We start from the raw sequence: 23,022 nt of genomic DNA, 5'->3' as shown, positions 1-23,022 counted from the left end.
GTCCCTACTACCAGCGCATCGAGCGCACCATGAAGCGCACCACATGAGTACAGCAATCTACAGCCATCCCGACTGCCTGCGCCACGACATGGGCGACTGGCATCCGGAATCGCCGTCGCGCCTGCAGGCGATCGACGACCAATTGATCCTGGCGCGGCTGGACGGGCTCCTAGAGCGCCGCCTGGCGCCGCTTGCCGAGATCCCGGCGCTGCTGCGCAACCACACCGAAGGCGCGCTGGCGCTGGTGCGCGACAACCTGCCGACCCTGCCCGGGGAAACCTATCCGCTCGACGCCGACACCCTGCTGTGCCACGCGAGTTTCGACGCCGCCCTGCGCGCCGCCGGCGCCGCCCTGGCCGCCACCGATGCGGTGATCGCAGGCGATATCGACAACGCCTTCTGCGCGATCCGCCCGCCGGGCCACCACGCGCGTCCGAACGAGCCGATGGGCTTTTGCCTCTTCAACAACGTGGCGATCGCGGCGCGCCATGCGCTGGAAGCCCACGGCCTCGAGCGCATCGCCATCGTCGATTTTGACGTCCACCACGGCAACGGCACCGCCGAATCCTTCCGCGACGACCCGCGCGTGCTGATGGCCAGCTTCTTCCAGCATCCGTTCTATCCGTACACCAAGCCTGAACCGATCACTGCCACCCAGGTCAACGTGCCGGTGCCGGCCGGCAGCGGCGGCGACGTCGTGCGCCAGGTGGTGCAGGAATACTGGCTGCCCGCGCTGCATGCGCACCGTCCGCAAATGATCTTCATCTCGGCAGGCTTCGACGCCCACCGCGACGACGACATGGGCGGCATGGCGCTGGTCGAAGCCGACTACGCCTGGATCACGCGCGCGATCATGGCGGTGGCGCGCGAACATGCGGGTGGGCGCATCGTCAGCTGCCTCGAGGGTGGATACGATTTGTCGGCCCTGGGCCGCAGCGTCGTTGCACACCTGAAAGTTCTCTCGGAACTTGATTAGCGGCAAGCTTTTTTCGTATTTGCGAATCCGCAACAAAACCTTCTCCTTTTCGCCAATCGTGCGTGACTGGTAGCGAGCTCAGGCATACATTCGACTCAGCCGCAACAAGCGGCTGCGCCTGGCTTCGCCGGCAGTGTTGGCGGCCGTTCGGGCGTCCACTTAAAAAGGAGGAGATTGTGAAGAGAGCACTACAGATGGTGATGGTGGCCTGCCTGATGACAGCCTCTGGCCTGGCTACAGCGGCGAACTACACGCTGTGGATCAACGGACGTACCGGCGGCGGCGCGATCGGCAACTACAATAGCTGGACCTACTGGGGGCCGGGCACGACGGCCGCCGGCGTCAACAAGAAATCGGTCAACTGGGACGGCCGCAGCAGCATCGCTTCGCAAAGCGGCAAGATCCGCGACGCGCTCGACTGCTTCTGCACCGGCAGCAACTGGTGCTACGTCGCCACCCACAGCGCCGGCGACCTGATGATGGGCTATACGATGGCCAATTACGGCGGCTCGGCGCGCATGAAGAAGAACGCGGCCCCAAGCTCGACCGGTGTCTGCGGCAATGCGGACGGCAGCTCGCAGACCGGCTGGAACATCAAATGGGTGCGCGCCGCCTCGGGCGCCGGCGGCGGCTCGGAGCTGTCCGACGCCGGTTCCTGGACGACGTCGGAGCCGCTGGTGCAGGACCTGAAAACCACCACCGCGCGCGCCATGTACAACCACAACAACACGCGCAACGTCTGGTTCTACATGTATGCCGGCGCCAAGGGCACGGCCTATTCCGGCATCCTGCCGGGCCAAGACGACGAAGCCGTGGCCTACCACAGTACCGGCGGGGTGGCCGGCAGTTCGGGCGGCTCGTATTGCAACCCGAGCGACTGGCTGTGCAACGACCTGACCCTGGGGACGGCCGCCAACGAGGGCGGCGCCGTCAAGTGGAGTTACCACTCGGTGAGTTTCCGCGACGACGGCGAAGCCTATAACCACTACGCCAACGGCAATTGGGGCGGGATCGTCGGGGTGGTACGCAACGCCGTGGTGAACAGTGCCCTCTGATCGTCCATCGCAAGGGAAGCGGGGCAGGGCTTCAGGCCTGCCCCGCTGGCTCCCCATTTCGCTGATCGTGGCGCTGCTGGCGGCCATCGGCTGGCTGGCGCTGAAGGGGGACGAGCCGGCGCCCAGCGCGGCGCCGGCAGCGGGCGCTCCTTCTTCCCAGGGCCCGCAATTCTTCGGCCAGGTAGCCGGCCAGATGGACCCGCCCGTGGCCGACGAACGCGCGCGCCGCCGCCAGCAACTGGTGGAAGTCTTCCAGTTGGCCGACCACAGCTATTGCAGCTACCGCGAGGGCAGCAAGTACCCGGCCAGCTCGCGGCCGATGTCGCAGAATCCCGACCAGGCCTACCCGAACCGTCCCGTCACGGAGGTCAACCCAATGCGCGGCGAGGACCGCCGCAGCAATCCGAACATCCTGCTCCAGACCTCGCAGTCACGCGTCTACCTGGCGGCCGGCGAATCGGTCGCGTTCTCGCTGCGCGCGGTCGAGCCGAACGGGACTGTCGTGCCGCTGGTGGTCACGCGCTCGATCGCGGCGGGCATCACGCGCATCGGCAACGGCGCGGGCGCGCGCCCGACCACCCAGGTGCCGCTGGCCTTTGCCGACGATGGCAGCGGCGCCGATCCGGTGGCCGGCGACGGCGCCTTTGCCGCCGTGCTCACGCCTGCCCAGACCGGGCTGGCGGGCTTTCACGGCACCATCCGCACCGAGGTGCGCTACACGGCGGCGGGCCGGAACGGCGTGCTGGTCTTCGACGTGATTTATTCGCCGAAGGTGCCGGCGGTGTGGGCGGGGGCGCCGCGCGAGGCGGTCGTGGACGGTTCGCTCGCCTTCATCCTGCGCGTCGACGTGCGCCAGGCCGGCCGCTACGTCATCACCGGCCGCATCGACGACGCCAGGGGGACGCCGTTCGCGCTGGCGACCTTCAACGAAGTGCTGGGGCCGGGGCCGAACGAGGTCAGGCTGGTGGCCTTCGGCAAGCTGATGCACGATGGTGCGCCGGCGCTGCCGCTGACCCTGCGCGATGTCGACGGCTACCTGCTGAAGGAGAATACCGACCCCGACCGCGAACTGATGCCGCGCCTGGAAGGACCGGTGATGACCAGCCGCACGCGCTCGCTGGAGGGCATCGCCGACGATGAGTGGACGAGCGAAGAGCGGGAACGCTACCTCACCGAATTCGCCAAGGACCGCAGGCAGGCGCACGCGGAACTGGCGAAGTTCGATCCGGCCGGGCCGATCCCGGCGAGTAGCTGCGGGCCGGTGAAGTAAGCCGGCGCTGATCGGGACGGGAGCGGGCGCCGCGGGACGGGCGCCCGTTTTTTTCGTGGCCCACTGGCGCTTCGCCGACCCCAGCACGCGTGCGCAGCTGTTCGGTATCCTCCCAGCCACTCTGCCGTGCATCCCGTTTGACGGCTTGCTGAGGATGTCGCAACAATCGTCTTCAGCGGTCGGCCGCTCCACGTCCCGCTGCACACCCGCACTGCACACCAATAACAACGGAGGATGACATGCGACGTTCCGCGCGCCTAGCCCTTTCGCTGTGCCTGCCCGGCCTGCTCGCCGCCGGCGTGGCCGGCGCCACCAACTACAGCCTGTGGATCAACGGCCGCACCGGCGGCGGGGCGATCGGCAACTACGACGACTTCAGCTATTTCGGCCCGAACGCCACGCCCGCCGGCATCAACAAGAAATCGGTCAACTGGGACGGGCGCAGCAGCATTGCCTCGCAAAGCGGCACCATCCGCAATGCGCTCGACTGTTTCTGCACCGGCGACAACTGGTGCTATGTGGCCGTGCACAGTGCCGGCGACATGCTGATGGGCTATACGCTGGCCCAGTACGGGGCCTCGACGCGGCCGCTGACGAACGCCCGGCCGGATGCCGCCGGCGTGTGCGCGCCCGCCAGCGGCGGCGCCCGCGGCACCCAAGCCGGCTGGAACATCAAATGGGTACGCGTCGCGGCCGGGTCGGCCGGCGGCAGCGAACTGGCCGACATCGGCGCCTGGACGACGAGCGAGGCGCTGGCCCACGAGCACAAGGTGTCGACCGCGCGCGCGCTCTACAACCACAACGAGACGCGCAACATCTGGTTCTACATGTACGCCGGTGCCAGGGGCACGCTGTATTCGTTCGCGCTGCCGGGGCAGGACGACGAGGTCGTGGCTTACCACAGTGCGGGCGGGGTGTCGGGCAGCGGCGGCAGCTCGTTCTGCAATCCGGGCGACTGGTTCTGCAACGACCTGAGGGCGGGCCCGGGGCCGAACCAGGGCGGGCGGGCCAAGTGGGCTTTCCACTCGGTTGTGTTCCGGGACGATGGCGAGGACTACGGGCACTACACGGAGCGGAACTGGAGCGGCGTGACCTCGCTGGTGCGGCGCGACATGGAAGCGCTGGCGCGGTAGGGGGTGTAACGTACACTGCAGGGTGGACGGCAATCAGTCCAGTGGACCGATTGCCCTGTCCACCCACCGTAAAGCCATCACCCCGCCTGGCCGCGCGTCGCCCGCTTCTCCGCCGGGCTCAGGCGCTTGGCCGTCACATACACCACATACATCGGCTGCGCGGCCCCTTGTGGCTGCGCCAGCTCGGTTTCCGCCACCGCGTTCGCGGCCGCCAGCGGCGCGGCGCGTTCCGACGGCCCGCTCAGGCAGGCGGCGAGACCGAGTCCCGCGAAAGCCCCAAAGATCCATACCTCGACGTTGCGCGCGATTTCCATGATGCTCTCCATGACGTTGTCACTGGTGTCGACCCAGCACGGCCACAAGCGGCCGTGCTGTCATCGTGCCCGTCCGGGATGACTCGATATTGCAACGAATCAAGTCAAAACAATTCCATGAGGAAACTTTACAACAACGCGTCCGGACACTGCCTGCGATAGCCGCGTAAAATACCGCCTCGTTCGCGCACATTTTGAAAGCACAGCATGTCGATACAATGGTTCCCGGGCCACATGAACTCCGCCAAGAAGCAGGCAGAGGAGCAGATGGAATTCATCGATCTGGTGATCGAAGTGCTCGACGCGCGCCTGCCGGAGGCGAGCTGCAATCCGATGGTCGACCGCATGCGCAAATTCCGCCAGCGTCCCATCCTGAAAATCCTGAACAAGACCGATCTGGCCGACCCGGCGGCGACCGCCGCATGGAAGGCGTATTACGACGCGCTGCCCGGCGTAACGGCGTATCCGATGACGACCAAGAAGCCGGCCGACGTTGCCCGCATTCCGGCGCTGGCGCTGTCGCTGGCGCCGCACCGCGGCGTGCCGACCAAGCCGCTGCGCATCATGATCATGGGTATCCCGAACGTCGGCAAATCGACGCTGATGAATGCGCTCCTGAAAAAGCGCGTGGCCAAGGTCGGCGACGAGCCGGCGGTGACCAAGGTCCAGCAAAAGCTGTATCTCGACAAGCACACGGTGCTGGTCGACACCCCTGGCCTGATGTGGCCGAAGATCGAGATGCCGAGCGACGGCCTGATGCTTGCCGCCAGCCACGCGATCGGCACCAATGCGCTGATTGAAGAGGAAGTGGCCTTCTTCCTGGGCGACGTGCTGCTCGAGCGCTATCCCCAGCTGCTCACGGCGCGCTACGGCTTCAAGACCGAGGGCCTGGACGGCATCGGCGTGGTCGAGCAGGTCGCGGCGCGGCGCGGTTTCCGCGTGCGCGGCGGCGAATTCGATGTCGAAAAAGCGGCGCACGTGCTGCTGCACGACTACCGCAGCGGCGCTATCGGGCGCATCAGCCTGGAGACGCCGGACAGCCGCTCCGCGCGCATCGAGGCGCACCGGGCCGAGGTGGCGGAAAAGGCCCGCATCGCCGCCGAGAAGGCGGCGCAGAAGGCGGAAGAGGCCGCGCGCGGCAAGCGCGGCACGCAGGCGGCTCCGGAATAACAAGCGCCAGGCGGCGCGGTGTCACATGCATATCCGCGTCCTCGCCAGGGTCCACTGGTGAACATTTCCCTTGTCACGTATATAATCACCCCCGTTCTGGTGCCCGCGTGCGCAATCTGCGCGCGCAGTTAAACGGGAAACACGACGCCCAGCGCCCTCGGCGCCTGGCCAACGTGTGCTGCCCCCGCAACGGTAAACAAGCGTCGCCCCAGGCGACTGGCTGCTTCGAACACCACTGTGCCCCTGGCGTAGGAAGGTGAAGCGGTCTGACTTGTCAGCCCGGATACCGGCCAGGACAGGGGGACTCCCATCCACGGGCGTCCGTTGAATCCGGCTTGCGGGGACGCAGGCCGGGTGCACCTATTTCATAAGAATCAAAACATGAGCTTTGCTGTTGACCTGAACAGCGCGCCGGCAATCAAGCCGATCGCGCTGGCCTGCGCATTTTCCCTTTCCCTGTTTGCCGGTGCCGCGAGCGCCCAGGAGCAGGCTATTTCGACCGTCCACGTCACCGGCTCGCGCTTCCCCGCCGATGCCGCACTGCCCACGGTGGGCGCCACCGTCATCAGCGCCGACGAGATCCGCAGCGCCGGCGTCACCGACGTCAACCAGGCGATCCGCAAGATCGGCGGCGTGTATGGCCGCCAGAGCCTGGACGGCTCGCCCGACTTCGGCCTCGACCTGCGCGGCTTCGGCACCAACAGCAGCCAGAACCTGGTGATCCTGGTCGACGGCGTGCGCATGAACGAGAACGAACTGGCGGGCGCCGTGCTGTCGGCGATCCCGGTCGACACGGTCGAGCGCATCGAGATTGCGCGCGGCGGCAGCAGCGTGCTGTACGGCGAGGGCGCGACCGGCGGCGTGATCAACATCATCACCAGGCGCGGCACCGAAGCCGGCTACCACGGTTCGGTCAGCCTGGAGCGCGGCCGCTTCGACCAGCACGACGCGCGCGCCTCGGTGCGCCACGGCGAAGGCGCGCTCTCCTTTGACCTGGCTGCCGCCCACCAGGGCACCGACAACTACCGCAACAACAACGAATTCCGCCAGAAGACGGTCAGCGGCGGCGTGCAGTGGGCGACAGGCGCCAGCCGCCTCGGCCTGCGCGTCGAATCCGCGCGCCAGGATGCGCGCTTCCCCGGTTCGCTCAACCTGGCCGAGTTCGAGGCCAACCCGCGCCAGAGCCTGACCCCGAACGACTTCGGCACGCTGGCGACCGACCGCGTGAGCTTGTCCGGTGCGCACCGCATCGGCGCCGTCGAGCTGCTCGCCGAACTGGCGCACCGCGAGCGCGACAGCCGCGGCCATTACGAGACGGCCTTCGGTACCGGCGACGTCGCCAACACCAGCCGCCAGACCCAGTTTTCGCCGCGCCTGCGCCATCTGGCGCGCACCGGCGGCATGCTCAACGAATTCGTCGCCGGCGTCGACCTGCTCGAATGGGAACGCGTCTCGACCTACGCCAGCGCCTTCGGCACCATGCGCAACGACGCCAGCCAGGACTCGCGCGCCTTTTATGTGCGCGACGAAGTGCGCTGGGACGCGGCCTGGAATGCGCGCCTGGCCGTTGGAGCGCGCCACGAGCGCTTCGAGAAGGACTATGCCGACCTGGGCGCGACCGTTCCCCGCGAATCGAGCGCGCAGTCGCAGAATGCCTGGTCAATCGAAGGCAGCATCGATCCGCTTGCCGGTGTCACCCTGCACGCGAAGGTCGGGGAAAGCTACCGCGTACCGAATGCGGACGAGAACAGCTACCGTTTCAGCAACCAGGTGCTGGACGTGCAGACCTCGCGCGACCTCGAGTTTGGCGTGACCGTCGGGAACGACGCGCGCCGGGTCTCGGCGCGTGTGTTCCGCCACCGCCTGCGCGACGAAATCTTCTTCGATCCGACCCTGTTCGGCGGCTTCGGCGTCAACACCAACCTCGACCCGACCCGCCGCCAGGGCATCGAGCTCGACGGCCACCTGGACCTGCCGGCGATTGTGCCAGGCAAGCTGCGCCTGACCGGCCACGTGCAGCACGTGAAGGCCGAGTTCACGGACGGCCCGAACGCCGGCCGCGAAATGGTGCTGGTGCCGAAGAACGTCGTCACGGCGCGCCTGGCATGGCTCCCTGGCAGTGGCCACAGCGCCGACATCGGCGCCCAGTATGTGTCGACCCAGCGCTACGGCAGCGACTTCGACAACAGCTGCGGCGCGCGCATTCCGTCCTATACGACGATTGACGCGCGCTATGCGGTAAAAGTCGGCGCCTGGGAGTTCGCCGCCACCGGCCTGAACCTGGGTGATCGCCGCTATTTCAGCCAGGCCTTCGGCTGCCGCAGCGGCATCTACCCGAGCGATGCGCGCCAGTTGAAGCTCTCCGCCCGCTACGACTTTTGATGCCGTGAAGCTGCCGCCTGCTCCGCAAAGCCAGCGCCAACGCCAGCACGCCACGCTGGCGCTGCTGGGCACCTGCGCGCTGTTTGCGGTCCTGGTGGCCGGGCTTGCTGGCTCGGTGCCGGTGCCCCTGCACGAGGTGCCTGGCGCCCTCGGCAGCCTGTTGGCCGGCGCGCCCGACGGCATGGCGGCAACCCTGCTCGACCTGCGCCTCGGGCGCGCCAGCAGCGCCTTCGTCACCGGCGCCGCGCTGGCGCTGGCCGGCGTCATGATGCAGGCGCTGGTGCGCAACCCGCTGGCCGATCCGTATGTGCTGGGCGTCTCGGCCGGGGCCGCGGTCGGCGCACTGGCGGCGCTGCTGTTCGGCGCGGCGCTGTGGGCGGTCGACCTGGGCGCCTTCGGCGGCGCGATCGCCGTGTCGCTGCTGCTGTACCTGCTGGCGCGGCGCGACTTGAGCGGAATGCGGAGCGGCATGCGTGGAGGCGGGCAGGGAGGGACGCGCACCGGCGAGTCCGGCGTGCTGCTGCTGACCGGCGTGGTGCTGGCTTCGGCCTGCATGGCGCTGGTCACCCTGATGCTGTCGGTGGCGCCCGAGTCGCGCCTGCGCGGCATGGTGTTCTGGATGATCGGCGACCTGGCCGGCACCTCCTGGCGCCTGCTGCCGTGGGTGGTGCTGGTGGCCGCGCTGGTGCTCGGCCTGCGCCGGGCCAGGGCGCTCAATATCATGGCGCTGCATACCGACGCCGCCGTCACCCTCGGTGTCGACGTGGTGGCGCAGCGCCGTTTCCTGTTCATCTGTTCCGGCCTGCTGACGGCCTGTGCCGTCACCACCGGAGGCAGTATCGGTTTCGTCGGGCTGGTGGTGCCGCATGCCTGCCGCCACGCCTTCGGGCCGGACCACCGAATATTATTACCCGCTGCCGCCCTTGCGGGCGGGAGCTTCCTGGTGCTGGCCGATACGCTGGCGCGCACCGTGCTGGCGCCGCAGCAGCTGCCGGTGGGCGTGCTGACCTCGCTGATCGGCGTGCCGGTATTCCTGTTCCAGCTCCACCAATTGCACCTGCGCCGCCGATGAATGAGACCCCGATGTTCGAGACCCATGGCCTGATGCTGCGCGCCGACGGCCGCATCCTCGTCGAGCACCTGGACTGGCGCGTCGCTGCCGGCGAAAGCTGGTGCGTGATCGGCCCGAACGGCGCCGGCAAGAGCACGTTGCTGCGCACCGTGGCGGGCCTGCGCGCGCCGGATGGCGGCAGCGTGGATATCGCCGGCAAACCGCTGCCGGGCTGGCCCCTGACCGCGCTGGCGCGCGAACGCGCCTACCTGGCGCAATCGCGCGGCGACGCCTTTGCCTACCGCGTCATCGAAACAGTCCTGATGGCGCGCCACCCCTATCACGCCGACCATTACTGGGAAGGCAGCGACGACCACGCCGCCGCCGAAGCCGCCTTGCGCAAGCTCGATGTGCTGCACCTGGCCGAACGCGACGTGCGCACCTTATCAGGAGGTGAGCGCCAGCGCGTGGCGCTGGCGGCATTGCTGGCCCAGGAAACGCCGCTGCTGCTGCTCGACGAACCGGCGAATGCGCTCGACCTCGCGCACCAGGTTGCCATGACGGAGCTGCTGGCGCGCCTGTGCCGCGAGGAAGGCAGGGCGGTGGTCAGCGTCGGCCACGACCTGAACCTGGCCTGGAGCGGCGCCACGCACGCCCTGCTGTTGATGGGCGAGGGCGCCTGGCGCGCCGGCCCGGTGGCGCAGGTGATGCGCGCCGACCTGCTCGGCGCCTGCCTGGGCCACCCGATCGCCGCCATCGAGCACGATGGGCGTACTATCTTCCTGCCGGGTGCGCCTTCGGCCGCGCCGTCGCTTGCTGCGGCTGTTACCCCTGTACGGAGAACCTCTTGAAAACCATCCTTTTCACGCTGCTGGCGCTGTGCACGCAGCTGGCAAGCGCCGCCATCAGCGTCGTCGACGACAGCGGCCGGCGCGTCAGCCTGGCGCGCCCGGCCCAGCGCGTGATTTCGATGTCGCCGCACGTGACCGAACTGCTGTTCGCGGCCGGCGGCGGCGCGCGCATCGCCGGCGCCATGAACTACAGCGACTACCCGGAAGCGGCGCGCAAGATCCCGCTCATCGGCTCGAACAGCCAGATCGACCTCGAGCGCGTGATCGCGATGAAGCCGGACCTGCTGATCGTCTGGCAGAGCGGGAACACGGCGCGCCAGCTCGCCCAGCTGCAAAGCCTGGGCATTCCCGTCTTCCACAGCGAGCCGCGCACCTTCGAGGTGGTTGCCGACAGCGTCGTGCGCTTCGGCCGCCTGCTCGGTACCGAAGCGGCGGCCAGCGCGGCGGCGGCGCATTTTCGCAGCCAGGTCGCGGCGCTGCGGGCGCGTTACGGCAACCGGCCGCCCGTCACCGTGTTCTACCAGGCCTGGGACGATCCGCTGTACACCCTCAACGGCGACCAGATCGCCAGCGACGCGATCCGCCTCTGCGGCGGAAAGAATATCTTCGAGCACCTCAAGACGATTGCGCCGCAGGTGGGGATCGAGGCGGTGGTGCAGCGCGACCCGGAGGCGATCGTCGGCGGCGAGCTCTACACCCCGCAAGACCGCGGCCTGTCGATCTGGCGGCCCTACCATGGCATGACGGCGGTACGCCGCAACAACCTGTTCACCCTCGACGAGGAATTGCTGACCCGGGCCGGGCCGCGTATCGTCCATGGCGCGGCCCGCTTATGTGAGCGCCTGGAAACGGCGCGCGCGCGGAGAAAGTAAGCACGTTACAGTCGTAAGCAATTGCAAAAAACGCGGTTACGCTCCGAAGGGGAACGAAAAAAAGTGGTAATCTCCGGGTCGTTTTCTCCACTTTCAAACACGAAGGATTTTTATGCGCCGCTCCCTGCGTTTCGCCCTTGTCGCCGCCAGCCTGGTCGCCAGCACCGCTTTCGCCTCGCCCACCAATCCGCAGAACGGTGTCGAATACGTGACGCTGTCCGCGCCGCAGCCGGTCCAGGCCGTCGGCAAGAAGGTCGAAGTCATCGAATTCTTCGCTTACCACTGCCCGGCATGTAACGTGCTGGAACCTGGCCTGAACGAATGGGTCAAAAAGCAGGGTGACAAGATCAATCTGCGCCGCGTCCACCTGCCGTTCCAGGGCCCGGCCGATCCGGAAGCCCACCTGTACCTGACGCTCGAAGCGATGGGCCGGCTGAACGACATGCACGCCAAGGTCTTCCATGCGATTCACGTCCAGCGCGTGCGCCTCATGAAGGACGAGCAGATCATCGACTGGGTGGCGAAAAACGGCATCGACCGCGCCAAGTTCATGGAAGTCTGGAATTCGTTCGGCGTCATGACCAAGCTGCGCCGCCTGCCGCAAATGCAGAGCGCGTATCAGGTGAGCGGCACCCCGACGATCGTCATCGACGGCAAGTACCAGACCTCGCCGGGCCTGGTGGCCGAAAAGCTGAAGATCAGGGATAGCGGCCAGGTCATGCAGGCGCACTTCCAGGTCCTGGACGCACTCGTGGCAAAGGCGGCAGCAACGAAATGAGCGATGTAGAACGCAAAGTCCTCCAGATGTACGAGGGCGCCCGCCCTCGGGAAGAGGACTTGTTCGAGACCAGCCACGTGAACCACGTGGCCTGGTCGCTCGTCGTCATTTTCGTGGGCCTGACCATCTGGCTTTGCATTGCCCTCGTCAATGCGGAGAACCAGCGTTACGCTCTGCTGACGAACAAGTGTCCGGACCCGGTGTTCAAGGGCGGCATCGACAAGGCCTGCCTGTACACCGTGCGCTCGCGCGACCACTGGTGGGAACACCTGTGGTACGGCTTCACGCACGTGCGGCCGGAAGTGGCGAAGTAGGCAAACTCACCACAAACCGCGCCCCGCCCAGCGCCGAGCGCTCCACATGCACGCTCCCTCCGTGCAACTGCACCGCCTTGCGCACGATCGACAAGCCCAGCCCGAACCCGCCTGTGGCCCGGTCGCGGCTGCGGTCGAGCCGGTAAAACGGCTCGAACACGCGCTCGCGCTCTTCCTCGGGAATCCCCGGCCCGTCGTCCTCGACCGCGATCGTTACCCGCGCGCCATCGCGGCGCGCCGTCACGTGGATCGTGCCGGCCGCATACTTCTGTGCATTGCGCAGCAAATTCGACAGCGCCCGACCCAGCTTGCGTGGGTCGGCGGCGACCGGCCCCGCATCGTTTGCGCAGTCGATGGACAGCACCGCCGCGCCTGGCGGCAGCGCCGCCTCGACCGTGCCGAGCAGCGCAGCCAGGTCGACGAGTTCGAGCTGCAAGGCTTGCCCGCTCTCCAGCCGGGCCATGCCGAGCAGTTCATTGACCAGGGTATTCAGTTCCGACAGGTCGCCTTCCATGGCCGCGATGCGTTTTTTGAGCGCCGGGTCGCCGGCTTTGGCGCCCAGCAGCTCAAGCGCGAACTCGAGGCGGGCAATCGGCGTGCGCAGTTCATGCGATACCGAATGCAGCAGCGTCTTCTGCGACACCAATAAATCTTCGATCCGGTCGGCCATGTGGTCGATGCGCTCGGCCAGCGGGTAGATGCTGGCGGACGGCTGCATGCGCGCCCGCGCCGACAGCTTGCCGGCGCCGAACTCGTCGGCCACGCGCGAGAGGGTCTGCAGGCCCTGCCAGTGCGAGCGCGACCACAGCAGGATCGGCAGCAGCAGCGCCAGCGCCACGATCACATAGCGCACCACTTCCATCTGCAGCGCCAGCCCTATATCGATCGGCAAGTCCTGCGCATAGATGACTTCCATCTCGCTGCCGATATAGCGCTCGCCTTTCAGGTCGACGCGCCGGAAAAACGCCTTGCCATCGACATCGAGCACGACCTCGCCGCGGTCGAGCGCATCGAGGCTGGTGGCGGGCAGCAGCGAGCGCGCCTTGTTGACCATGATGAGGTCGAAGCGGGTGTCGGACACCTCGCGCACGCGGTTCAGGCGGACCAGCCATTCGTCGGTGGGTGCCTCGTCGACGTATTGCTCGATCAGGAAGATCTGGGCGGAGGCCTGGCGCCGCGCGATCTCGTCCAGCGGGTCGCCGAAGAGCCGGCTCATCGCAAAATAGATGACAAAGGTCGCGGCCGTGATCGACAGCATCACCAGCAGGAAGAAGCGGAAGAAAATCCGGTTCACCCGGCTTCTCCCGGCGTGCGCCCTTGTCCTGCGCGTTTTAGCAATTTCAGCAACTTCGGCAACATGGTTTTCTCCTACCGACATTGTACTAGCGCAAACTTTGCACTGGGAATTACAAATTCACGACAATTCGTCTACATCTGATGTGGGAATGGAAATTTTTGACAGGCTAAGATGACTTCCATGTGTTGAACAGCTTTTCCGTTTGCCCACTCGATATGCGAGTGTCGGTGGGCTTTTTTATTCCGGTCGCAGCGCGCGCGTGCGGCCATACTTCTCCAGGGGCACAGGCCGGTTTTTCGCCGCCGGCCGGCCCCACGCACAACAGGGTAGCAACGAGATTTTGGAGCTGGGCTTGCCTCAAAGTAAAATACTGGCACCTGCGTTTTCGCTACCCCGACCATGACCAAGCCTCTCGCCTTCGCCTGTGCCCTTGCAGCGTGCGCCGCCGTATCCGGCGCGGCCCTTGCACAGACGCCGGCGGCCAATCCGATGCCGGACGGCAGCCATGACATGTATGCCGGGCTGGGCGTAGTGTCGAAGCCGCGCTACGAGGGCGCGGCAGGCCGGGAACGTTCCGTCCTGCCCGTTTTTCAATTCCAGTGGAGTAATGGCGTCTTCGTGTCGGGCCTGAGTGCCGGCATCCACATGGCGCGCACGCCCCAGGTCGAATTCGGTCCGCTGCTCGAAGTGCAGCCGCGCCGCGACGATGGCGGCAATGGCGGCGCAGCCGGCGGCATCGAAGACACGCGTATCGGCATGTACGCCGAGCCGGACAATTTCGGGGCCAAACTCCCGGCCGATTTTTCAACGAGTTTTCCGGAAAACCGCCTCGCCGGCATGGCCGACATCCACACCCGGCTGCAGGCCGGCGGCTTCCTGAACCTGTACCTGAGCCCGCGCTGGCGCCTGACGAGCCGCGCCTTGTATGGCGCCGGCAACGACCGCCACGGCGCCCGCCTCGATGTCGGCGTGCAGCGTCTCGCCATGCAGCTCGGCGCACAGCACCGGGTAACGCTCGCGGCCGGGGTCACGCTGGTGAACCGCAGCCATAACGCGGCGTTTTTCGGCGTCAGCGAGGAGGAGAGCTTCCGCAGCGGTAACGCGATGTATGCCCCCGGCGGCGGCCTGAAGGACGTGCACCTGGGCGCGCGCTGGAACTGGGTGCTGGCACCTGGCTGGGTGCTGACCTCGCACGCGCAGGCGAGCCGCCTGCAAGGCGATGCCCGCCGCAGCCCGCTGGTCGAGCGGCCGACCAACCTGACGGTTTCCACCGCCATCGCTTACCGGTTCTGACGATGCCCACGGCCCGCCACCTCACTGCCTGTTGCGCCCTGTCGCTGTTCGCGTCCTGTGCCAGCGCACAGATGCGCGCCGGCGAATGGGTGAGTTATCGCGACGCCTACCGTGCGATGGTCGTCTTCGAAAAATACGGCGGGCCGAAAACCTATCTGCAAAGCCAGCTGCAGGTCGCGCCCCAGGACCGGACCGCGTCCGTCGACACCCTGCAACTGACGCTCGCGGGCAAGACCAACCAGGTGAACTTGCCGCTCGACCCGCTCGGGCGCACCGCCTTCCCCCTGCTCAAGGCCGCCTACGACGAGAACGTCGCCCTGGTCCTCAGCCGCAAGATCGGCGCCTTCACGGTGCGCCCGCGCATTTCGATCGCGCTGCAGGCCGATGGCGCCTACGAGGAAGCCGAGCTGCGCACGGCCTGCGAACAGGCGCTCGGTTTCGCGCGCTACGGCGACGGCTCATTGCGCAACCGCCATTGCGGCGGCGTGCGCTTCGTGTTCGCCAAGCGGGCCGGGGAGGCGGGCGTGCGCCTGCAGCGCGCCGACGGTAGCGACGTGGCGCTGGCGGTGGCCGGCGCCGCCGCTTTCCAGGGCGATATGGACGATACCTTCCCGACGGTGTCCTACCGCTTCGGCGGGGCCGAGCGCGTGCAGCTCATCACGGCCAATCCGCCACTGGCGATCGTGCCGCTGTTCGAGTAGACAGGTGAAGGCGCCGGCAAGGCGGCGCCCGGGATGCGCGGTGCCGGCTAGGCCCAGGCCGACGGCGAGAACAGGTAGCCTTCGCCCCAGACCGTCTTGATCTTTTCCGACTTGGTATCGTCGAACTTGCGCCGCAGCTTGGAGATGCAGTTGTCGATGCTGCGGTCGAGCCCGTCGAACTCGATGCCGCGCATCTTTTTCAGCAGTTCGTCGCGCGACAGCACGCGCCCGGCCGCCTCGGCCAGCACCAGCAGCAGCTTGTATTCGGTATTGCTCAGCACGCAGAGCTCGTCGCGCCAGAACACGGTGCGGTCGGCGCCGAGGATGCGCAGCGCCCCGAACACGAGTTCGCCACTGTCGGGTGCGGTCTTCGGCTGGGTGCGGCGCAGCAGGGCGCGCAGGCGCGCCAGCAACACACGCGGCTGCACCGGCTTGTTGACGAAGTCGTCCGCCCCTTGCTCGAGGCCGGAAACCTCGTCGTAGGAATCCTCGCGCGCCGTCAGGATCAGGATCGGCACCTCCGACAGCTCGCGGATCCGCCGGCACACGACCATGCCGTCCATGCCTGGCAACATCAAATCGAGCACCACGACGTCCGGCGCGAAGGCCTGGAAGCGCTCGAGCGCCTGGTCCCCGCGCGCGACCTGTTCGACCGTGAATTCATAGTTCGACAGGTATTCCGTGACGAGTTCGGCCAGGCGTGCGTCGTCTTCTACCAGTAGTACTCGGTACATGTCATTCTCCTTCCCCGATATTGTATAGATGCAATCGGCTGGAAGCACGACTCCTACACACTGGCGACAGTTGGATACATTTTCTGGACAAATCGAAACGGACGCCGCCCGCGGCGGCTTGCGGACGCTGCGGCAGGACGATGAAAAAACAAAAGCCGCGCGAGGCGGCTTTCGTGAGGGAGCGGCAGGTATGGCCCGGAAGCTAGCCCATCTTCCTGCTGAGGTCATACATCGCCGCCACCAGCCGGTCGATGTCGTCCACGCTTGTCCACAGGTGCGTGGAAATCCGGATCGCGTAGTGGTCGCTCGGCGCGCCGACCACCGGCACGTTCACATTGCGGATCACGAACCCCGGACTGTAGTCGCTCAGCATGCGCGCCACGAACTGGCCCGACTTGGTGCTGTTGAGGACGTCGCCGGCCGTCATGAAAGGATTGAACGAGGTGAGTGCGGAGACCAGCTTCGGATCGTCCTTCGGCGAATACAAGCGGTCGACGCCCCATACTTCCGCGATCCGCTCCTTCAGGTAGGCCGCGAGCGTCAAATCGTAGGTCTCGATCTTCTTGCGGCCGAGCTGGTCCCACACGCCACAGCTCGACACCAGCGCGTGGAACATAGGGGTATGCAGGCTGCCGCACGAGGTGATGACTGAAGCAATGTCCCAGGTTGCCGTGCCGTTCGTGGTGCGGGCCCGGGGTGTCCAGCTGCTGGTATGGATCGGGTACCAGTTCGGCAGCGGCAGGGGATTGGACGGCCGGATCTTGTTGCGCACGATGAGGATGCCGGTCGAGCCTGGGCCGCACTGCCATTTGTGCCCGGCGCCCGACATGAAGTCCATGCCGAGGTCGCCGTAGTGGTATGCCATCATCCCGGGCAGGTGGGCGCCGTCGACGATGCTGATCAGCTCGTGCCGCTTGGCCACTTCCATCAGGTCCGCAATGGGCAACATCGTGCCGGTCTTGTAGGTCGGCGCCGAGAACATCATCGCGCGCACCCGCTTGCCCTGGGTGCGCAGCGCGCGGATCTGGTCGTCGAACAGCGTGACATAGGTGGCCGCCGTCTGGTTGTTGCCGACCGGGAGTGCGACGCGTGAGATTTCGATGCCGTAGCGTGCCGCAGCGATCGCCAGCGGCACGTCGCCCCCAGGATGCTCATGGTTGGTGGTGACGACGACGTCGCCCGGGTTCCATTGGATACCGAGGATGGCATGGCACATGCCGGAAGAAGTATTGCTTGAAAAAGCCAGCTCGTCGGGATCGACGCCAAAGCCGGGCGCGACCTGGGTCCGCTCGGCCAGCAGGTTGGTGTATCCGCTCAGGCACTCGGCGGCCTTGGCGCGGTTTTCGCGGTCGAACAGGTCGAGCGCCACATTCGGCATCGAGCCGGCGGTGCCGATGTTCATGAAACGCTTGGCCGGGTTGAGCGGGAACATGGCGTTAGCCTCGGCCCAGAAGCGATCGTCCGCCACCAGCTGCCTGCGCAGTTCGTCAATCAGGCTGCTGGCGTTACCCTGGCTACAGCCGGCGATCGGGCCGAGCGTGGCGGCCAGCGCGCCTGAACCGAGGATGCGCAGGAAATCGCGCCGCCTGGGGCTCCAGTGTTCCTCGGAGATGGTGCCGGTTGCCGGCCGATCGGTTGCGGCAAGTTGCGCCGTGCGTTTGTCCATGATGGTCTCCTGAAGATGACTTAGCGGCGCGCCGCAACCACGGCGATTTCGATCCGCGCGTCGCGCGGCAGCCGTGCGACCTCGAGCGTCGCGCGGGCGGGCGGGTCCTTCTGGAAGTACTCGCCGTACACGCGGTTCATCGCCGCGAAGTCGTTCAGGTCCTTCATGTAGACCGTGCTCATCAGGACATCGCTGAAGTTTAGTCCCTGGGAGGCCAGCTTCGCGCGAATGTAATCGAGCACCTGCCTGGTCTGCTCTTCGGTCGTCGCCCCCACGATCGTGGTACCGGTCTTGTCAAGCGGGATCACACCGGAGAAATAGATCACCTTGCCGTGCCCGACCATCTGCGAGTACGGCCCGATGGCCGGGTAGATCTGGTCGGTGCTCAGGACTTCCTTGCCCCTGTGGCTGTGCACGGCGCAGCCGCTGGCCGCGATCGCGGTGGCAGCAACGCATAAGGCGGTCATCAGTTTTCGAGTATTCACGCGGTCCTCCTCGTTAAATGGGTGCGAGACCATTTAACGCCTGAGCTGCGCGCGAAAGCAGCTCATCAGCACGAACGTTTGGTTTCGGTCAATTGCTATTGAGGAAGTTTTGTCGGCGCGCAATGCAGATCTTGCGACGACGAAAAAAAACGGCCCGCTCGATGAGCGGGCCGCGGGAATGCGCGCGGTTCCGACGGTGTCGGAACGCAGTGCAGAACTGTTACGCCATGTTCTTGTTCACGAATTCCCAGTTGACCAGGTTCCAGAACGCTTCGACGAACTTGGCGCGGGCGTTGCGGTAGTCGATGTAGTAGGCGTGCTCCCAGACGTCGCAGGTCAGCAGGGCCTTGTCGTCCGACGCCAGCGGGGTGTGGGCGTTCGAGGTGTTGACGATGTCGACGCTGCCGTCGGCCTTTTGCACCAGCCAGGTCCAGCCGGAGCCGAAGTTGCCGAGGGCCGACTTCGAGAACTCTTCCTTGAACTTGTCGAACGAACCCCACTTGGCGTTGATCGCGTCGGCAACTTGTCCGGTCGGGGCGCCGCCGCCGTTCGGGGTCATGCAGTTCCAGAAGAAGGTGTGGTTCCAAACCTGGGCCGAATTGTTGAAGACGCCGCCCGAGGATTTCTTGACGATTTCTTCCAGGGACATGTTCTCGAACTCGGTGCCCTTGATCAGGTTGTTCAGGTTGGTCACGTAGGTCGCGTGGTGCTTGCCGTAGTGGTATTCCAGCGTCTCAGCGGAGATGTGCGGCTGGAGGGCGTCTTTCGCGTACGGCAGCGGTGGCAGAGTATGTTCCATGTCTTATTCCTTGATTGGTTGGAAACGGTGAGATTCGTCCGAAACGGCGCATATTCTAAACCGGATAGGCCGACGTTGCTTGTTTGCTGCGTATTGTTCTGAATAGGCTTTCCGACAAGCCCGCAGAAACGCCTATTCCAGCCTCGCCTGCACGCTCGACACCTTCACCTCGGCACTGCCCTCGGCCAGGCGCACGGTCAGCACCTGGCGCGCCTTGATCTCCCCCGGCGCGCGCAGCGCCTGGCCCTGGGCATTGCTGACGATTGCATAGCCGCGCTCGAGCGTGCGTTGCGGATTGAGCAGCTCGAGCTGCGAGGACAGCGCGCCAAGCGCATCGCGCCGCTGTTTGACCAGCGTGCAGACGCTGGCGTTCAACTGCCGCTGTTCGGACACGATCTGGGCGCGCAGGGTGCGCAGGTCGGGACGGTGGCGTGCCCAGCGCTGCTGCAGCTGCGCCAGCAGCACGCCTGCGCGGCCCAGCGGCACGCGCACCGCGTGGGTGAGGCCGGCAGCCATTGCGCGCAGCTTGAGGCGCTGGTGCGCGATCTGCGCCGTCGGGCTGAGCAGGCGGCGGCTGTAGTTGTCGAGGCCCTGGCTCGCTTCCGACAGCTGGCGCCGCATCGCGCGGCGCAGGTCGGTGGCGTCGGCCGCAAGCGAGGCCATCCAGTCCTCGCGCGGGGTAGCCGCCAGTTCTGCCGCGGCGGTCGGGGTGGCGGCGCGCATGTCGGCGGCAAAGTCGGCAATCGTGACGTCGGTCTCGTGGCCCACGCCGGCAATCACGGGCATGCTGCACGCGGCAATCGCGCGCGCCACGACTTCTTCGTTGAACGACCACAGGTCTTCGATCGAACCGCCGCCGCGGCATACCAGCAGCACATCCACTTCAGCCCGGCGTGAGGCGGTCATGATGGCTTCCGCAATCTTGTCGGCGGAAAATTGCCCTTGCACGGGCGCCGGATACAGCACGATGTTGACGTGCGGCGCGCGGCGCTGGAGGGCGGTCAGGATGTCGCGCAGCGCCGCGGCCTGGGGGCTGGTTACGATGCCGATGCTGCGCGTAAACAGGGGCAGGGCGCGCTTGCGGTCGGCGTCGAACAGGCCCTGGCTTGAAAGCTTTTCTTTCAGCCGCAGGAAGGCTTCGTACAGGGCGCCGACACCGGCGCGCCGGATCGTTTCGACGTTGATCTGGTAGTCGCCCCGCGCGCCGTACAGCGTGACGAGGGCGCGCACTTCGACCTTGTCGCCTTCGCGCGGGACGAATCCGGCGTACTGGGCACGGCTGCGGAACATGACCGACCGCACCTGCGCCGCGTCGTCCTTCAGCGTGAAATACCAGTGGCCCGAGCTAGCCCGGGTGAAGTTCGAGATTTCGCCGCCAATCCACACCAGCGGAAAGGAACGTTCGAGCAGGCGCGCCACCTGGCCATTGAGCGCGGTGACGGTCAGGACCGGAGGAGGGGTGTAAGCGGAGTCGGAGTCGGATTCGGGATAGTTGAGCATGGCGTGTCCACAACGTAAGCGGGAAGCTTATGACATATCCCTGCTGTTACGACAAGGGTTTTCGATACAAATCGTCCTCATCTGCTGGCCGCCTTTTTTGCTGGCAGGGGAGGGTGATTTGTTTTAAATCAATGAGTTGGAAGGGGGCGGGCGCACTTGGACACAATGTTATCCACAAAAAATGTGGGGAACTCGGCAGTAAGATGACGATGGCTGCCATAAAACCGGGCAGGATAACTATCTTCTTTGGAATCAAACACTTAGTTAGCAAGCAGTAGCCTTGCGCACATTGTTCTCCACAGTTTGTGTGCAGAGTTGAATTCTTCCCGGGCAAGTCGCCGGATTGTTGTCGTATTCATCAGGTTGTTGTGGGTTTGCATGCACTTTTCGACCAGGAAAGCCCTGATGCGATAAATTTGTGCATGTGGATATTCTTCTTTTAAATCAAGGTACTTGAGCTAACTCAGGACGCTTCCACACAATTTTGTCCACAGAAAATGTGGGGAAACCCACAGGACGGGATAACCGGGCAAGGGAAGGGCATAAGGAATCGCTTGTTGGCCCGATGCATCCTGTCAGCCGTGGCGAGAGCGGACACATGTCCGCATTGTTCACCGAAAACGGCAAGCGCGACATCAGGAAGAACACGGGTGCGGCCCAAGGACGCGGACTCGCCAGGCACCCTGCGAAGAAGGCCGTGCCTGCTTAAAAAGCAGGCGGGGCGACTAATGGCATTGAAATCAAGGACTTGACGAGCCAAGGACAGCCTTGCGCACATTCTTTTCCACAGATAGTGTGCATAGCGTGCAAAGCCTGAGCGGGGAACGGACTCAGGCAGTAGCGAAGAGCCAGTATTGACAGTGCTCAATTTTACGACAGAGTAACATTCCCTTTTAAAAACAAAGGCTTAGGGGGTGGAAACTGCGCTTGCGCACAATTTTGTCCACAGCAGCTGTGGGAAACCTGTGTTTGCCAGCAGGCACCGCGCAGCCATGATACGCCACGCCCGTTTTTTCAGCGATCCGATATTGTTGAGACAAATCAATGGCTTAACCGTCGGGCAGGCCCATTGCGCACAATTTTATCCACAGAAAATGTTTGCAAGTCGACGGCGGTGCCTGGCATCTCGTCTGCCAAATGCTGAGCGGGTTGTTCCCCGTGCTGGTTTCTTTCGCATATGAAAAATTCCCTTAAGAATCAACGGGCTTTGGATACAGCAGAGTGCTTGCTCACAATTTTATCCACAGAACTTGTGCAGAACTATACTTGCCGCATTGCTGCCAACTTGCTACATTGCCGAATTCGTTTCTTTCTTTTAGTCAGGAGTTCTCTTGCTCGCCATTCTTCAAGCCGCAGGCTGGCCAATTTGGCCGTTGCTGATTGCCTCGATCGTCGCCCTCGCCTTGATCATCGAACGCCTGATTTACCTGCGCCGCGAAAAAATCTTGCCGAAGCAATTGCTCGGCGAAGTCATCCAGGTCCACCGCAACAACAAAGTCACCCCCGACATCATCCAGACGCTCGAGCAGAATTCCCCGCTCGGTACTGTGCTGGCCGCCGCCCTGCGCAACGTTGATGCGCCGCGCGACGTGATGAAGGAGTCGATCGAGGAAGCCGGCCGTGGCGTCGCCCACGTGCTCGAACGCTTCCTCACCACGCTCGGCACGATCGCCTCGCTTGCTCCCCTGATGGGCCTGTTCGGGACGGTGGTCGGCATGATCGAAATCTTCGGTTCGCAGAACGCTACCGGCGGCGCCAACCCGGCCCAGCTCGCGCACGGCATCTCGGTGGCGCTGTATAACACCGGCTTTGGCCTGGCGGTCGCCATGCCGGCGCTGGTGGCCTACCGCCACTTCCGCGCCCTGGTCGACAGCTTCATCATCGACATGGAACTGCAAGCCGTGAAATTCGTCGACGTCGTCCACGGGGCGCGCAAATGATGAATTTCCGCCGCGGCGAGAAGCGCGAGGATCCGGAGATCAACCTGATCCCGTTCATCGACGTGCTGCTGGTCGTGCTCATCTTCCTGATGGTGTCGACCACCTACAGCAAGTTCACCGAGTTGCAGATCACGCTGCCGACGGCCGATGCCGACCAGGTGGCGAACAAGCCGTTCGAGATCAACGTTACCATCGACGCCAAGGGCAATTACACGGTGAACAACACGCCGGTCGCCTTCAACGGCGTAGCCGGCCTGGCCGATGACCTGAAGACGGCCGCCAGCCGCGGCCCGAACGGGCAGCCGGTGGCCGACCCGGTCATCATCGTCAACGCCGACCAGTTCGCGATGCACCAGATGGTGATCAACGTGCTGGAAGCGGCGCGTGTGGCCGGTTACGACAAGCTGACTTTCGCCGCGCAGACCGGCGGGAAAAAGTAAG

22 protein-coding genes and 1 riboswitch are annotated in these 23,022 nt (G+C 65.3%); of the genes, 15 read left to right on the top strand and 7 right to left on the bottom strand.

Annotation, left to right across the window (positions count from 1 at the left end; translation table 11 throughout):
• The first annotated feature begins 43 nt into the window (after nt 1–43).
• From ACFPN5_RS21780 to ACFPN5_RS21765, 4 genes are all read left to right on the top strand, one after another.
• Complete coding sequence (locus ACFPN5_RS21780; protein ID WP_379785929.1) at nt 44–976, top strand: histone deacetylase family protein; 933 nt, start codon at nt 44–46, stop codon at nt 974–976.
• A 176-nt stretch (nt 977–1,152) separates the two neighbouring features.
• Nucleotides 1,153–2,031 (top strand): hypothetical protein, encoded by an 879-nt coding sequence (locus ACFPN5_RS21775; protein WP_379785928.1) that lies wholly within the window; start codon nt 1,153–1,155, stop codon nt 2,029–2,031.
• Nucleotides 2,021–3,301 carry a choice-of-anchor X domain-containing protein gene (locus tag ACFPN5_RS21770; RefSeq protein WP_379785927.1) on the top strand — a complete coding sequence of 427 codons (1,281 nt, stop codon included), beginning with the start codon at nt 2,021–2,023 and terminating at the stop codon, nt 3,299–3,301. Before ACFPN5_RS21775 ends, ACFPN5_RS21770 begins: the two co-directional genes overlap by 11 nt.
• Before the next feature lie 239 nt (nt 3,302–3,540).
• A complete protein-coding gene (locus tag ACFPN5_RS21765) occupies nt 3,541–4,434 on the top strand; it encodes a hypothetical protein (RefSeq protein ID WP_379785926.1) in 894 nt (297 codons plus the stop codon).
• A 77-nt stretch (nt 4,435–4,511) separates the two neighbouring features.
• On the opposite strand, the gene ACFPN5_RS21760 is transcribed toward ACFPN5_RS21765, so the two are convergent.
• The gene (locus ACFPN5_RS21760; protein ID WP_379785925.1) at nt 4,512–4,748 is read right to left on the bottom strand and encodes a hypothetical protein; all 237 of its coding nucleotides are present in this window, start codon (nt 4,746–4,748) and stop codon (nt 4,512–4,514) included.
• Nucleotides 4,749–4,955: 207 nt separating this feature from the next.
• Between ACFPN5_RS21760 and ylqF the strand changes: the two genes are divergently transcribed.
• The 7 genes from ylqF to ACFPN5_RS21725 all read left to right on the top strand — a co-directional run bounded on the left by ylqF (nt 4,956) and on the right by ACFPN5_RS21725 (nt 12,166).
• Entirely contained in the window at nt 4,956–5,918 is a 963-nt protein-coding gene (gene ylqF / locus ACFPN5_RS21755) for a ribosome biogenesis GTPase YlqF (protein ID WP_379785924.1), read from the top strand.
• A gap of 80 nt (nt 5,919–5,998) precedes the next feature.
• Nucleotides 5,999–6,227, top strand: a riboswitch (cobalamin riboswitch).
• 72 nt (nt 6,228–6,299) lie between these two features.
• On the top strand, nt 6,300–8,300 hold the full coding sequence (locus ACFPN5_RS21750) for a TonB-dependent receptor family protein (protein ID WP_379785923.1): 2,001 nt from the start codon (nt 6,300–6,302) through the stop codon (nt 8,298–8,300).
• A gap of 10 nt (nt 8,301–8,310) precedes the next feature.
• Nucleotides 8,311–9,372 (top strand): FecCD family ABC transporter permease, encoded by a 1,062-nt coding sequence (locus ACFPN5_RS21745; protein WP_379786100.1) that lies wholly within the window; start codon nt 8,311–8,313, stop codon nt 9,370–9,372.
• A gap of 11 nt (nt 9,373–9,383) precedes the next feature.
• Nucleotides 9,384–10,202, top strand: a complete 819-nt coding sequence (locus tag ACFPN5_RS21740; RefSeq protein WP_379785922.1) for an ABC transporter ATP-binding protein — start codon at nt 9,384–9,386, stop codon at nt 10,200–10,202.
• On the top strand, nt 10,199–11,074 hold the full coding sequence (locus tag ACFPN5_RS21735; RefSeq protein ID WP_379785921.1) for a cobalamin-binding protein: 876 nt from the start codon (nt 10,199–10,201) through the stop codon (nt 11,072–11,074). The genes ACFPN5_RS21740 and ACFPN5_RS21735 overlap by 4 nt, the downstream gene beginning before the upstream one ends.
• Before the next feature lie 112 nt (nt 11,075–11,186).
• Nucleotides 11,187–11,852: a thiol:disulfide interchange protein DsbA/DsbL gene (locus ACFPN5_RS21730; protein ID WP_379785920.1), complete on the top strand. Its 666-nt coding sequence runs from the start codon at nt 11,187–11,189 to the stop codon at nt 11,850–11,852.
• Nucleotides 11,849–12,166 carry a hypothetical protein gene (locus ACFPN5_RS21725; protein ID WP_379785919.1) on the top strand — a complete coding sequence of 106 codons (318 nt, stop codon included), beginning with the start codon at nt 11,849–11,851 and terminating at the stop codon, nt 12,164–12,166. The genes ACFPN5_RS21730 and ACFPN5_RS21725 overlap by 4 nt, the downstream gene beginning before the upstream one ends.
• Here the strand turns inward: ACFPN5_RS21725 and ACFPN5_RS21720 are convergent.
• Nucleotides 12,135–13,460: an ATP-binding protein gene (locus ACFPN5_RS21720; protein ID WP_379785918.1), complete on the bottom strand. Its 1,326-nt coding sequence runs from the start codon at nt 13,458–13,460 to the stop codon at nt 12,135–12,137. The genes ACFPN5_RS21725 and ACFPN5_RS21720 overlap by 32 nt on opposite strands.
• Before the next feature lie 402 nt (nt 13,461–13,862).
• On the opposite strand from ACFPN5_RS21720, the gene ACFPN5_RS21715 reads away from it, so the two are divergent.
• Together ACFPN5_RS21715 and ACFPN5_RS21710 are read left to right on the top strand one after the other, a co-directional pair.
• Nucleotides 13,863–14,756 carry a MipA/OmpV family protein gene (locus ACFPN5_RS21715; RefSeq protein WP_379785917.1) on the top strand — a complete coding sequence of 298 codons (894 nt, stop codon included), beginning with the start codon at nt 13,863–13,865 and terminating at the stop codon, nt 14,754–14,756.
• Nucleotides 14,757–14,758: 2 nt separating this feature from the next.
• Entirely contained in the window at nt 14,759–15,457 is a 699-nt protein-coding gene (locus ACFPN5_RS21710) for a hypothetical protein (protein WP_379785916.1), read from the top strand.
• Between the two features lie 47 nt (nt 15,458–15,504).
• On the opposite strand, the gene ACFPN5_RS21705 is transcribed toward ACFPN5_RS21710, so the two are convergent.
• The 5 genes from ACFPN5_RS21705 to xseA all read right to left on the bottom strand — a co-directional run bounded on the left by ACFPN5_RS21705 (nt 15,505) and on the right by xseA (nt 20,641).
• A complete protein-coding gene (locus tag ACFPN5_RS21705; RefSeq protein ID WP_379785915.1) occupies nt 15,505–16,191 on the bottom strand; it encodes a response regulator in 687 nt (228 codons plus the stop codon).
• A 202-nt stretch (nt 16,192–16,393) separates the two neighbouring features.
• Nucleotides 16,394–17,857 (bottom strand): aminotransferase class V-fold PLP-dependent enzyme, encoded by a 1,464-nt coding sequence (locus tag ACFPN5_RS21700; RefSeq protein ID WP_379785914.1) that lies wholly within the window; start codon nt 17,855–17,857, stop codon nt 16,394–16,396.
• A 20-nt stretch (nt 17,858–17,877) separates the two neighbouring features.
• Nucleotides 17,878–18,375 (bottom strand): Rid family detoxifying hydrolase, encoded by a 498-nt coding sequence (locus ACFPN5_RS21695; RefSeq protein ID WP_379785913.1) that lies wholly within the window; start codon nt 18,373–18,375, stop codon nt 17,878–17,880.
• A 187-nt stretch (nt 18,376–18,562) separates the two neighbouring features.
• The gene (locus ACFPN5_RS21690; RefSeq protein WP_379785912.1) at nt 18,563–19,141 is read right to left on the bottom strand and encodes a superoxide dismutase; all 579 of its coding nucleotides are present in this window, start codon (nt 19,139–19,141) and stop codon (nt 18,563–18,565) included.
• Between the two features lie 132 nt (nt 19,142–19,273).
• Nucleotides 19,274–20,641, bottom strand: coding sequence for an exodeoxyribonuclease VII large subunit (gene xseA, locus ACFPN5_RS21685; protein ID WP_379785911.1), 1,368 nt, complete (start codon nt 20,639–20,641; stop codon nt 19,274–19,276).
• Between the two features lie 1,331 nt (nt 20,642–21,972).
• Here xseA and ACFPN5_RS21680 point away from each other — a divergent pair.
• Both ACFPN5_RS21680 and ACFPN5_RS21675 read left to right on the top strand, forming a co-directional pair.
• Nucleotides 21,973–22,581: a MotA/TolQ/ExbB proton channel family protein gene (locus tag ACFPN5_RS21680; protein WP_379785910.1), complete on the top strand. Its 609-nt coding sequence runs from the start codon at nt 21,973–21,975 to the stop codon at nt 22,579–22,581.
• The gene (locus ACFPN5_RS21675; protein ID WP_379786099.1) at nt 22,581–23,021 is read left to right on the top strand and encodes an ExbD/TolR family protein; all 441 of its coding nucleotides are present in this window, start codon (nt 22,581–22,583) and stop codon (nt 23,019–23,021) included. The genes ACFPN5_RS21680 and ACFPN5_RS21675 overlap by 1 nt, the downstream gene beginning before the upstream one ends.
• Nucleotide 23,022: the final 1 nt, after the last annotated feature.

The sequence above is a fragment of the Massilia niabensis genome (assembly GCF_042655085.1).
Taxonomy (GTDB): Bacteria; Pseudomonadota; Gammaproteobacteria; order Burkholderiales; family Burkholderiaceae_D; genus Telluria; species Telluria niabensis.
This window is presented reverse-complemented; position numbering and strand designations above follow the sequence as displayed.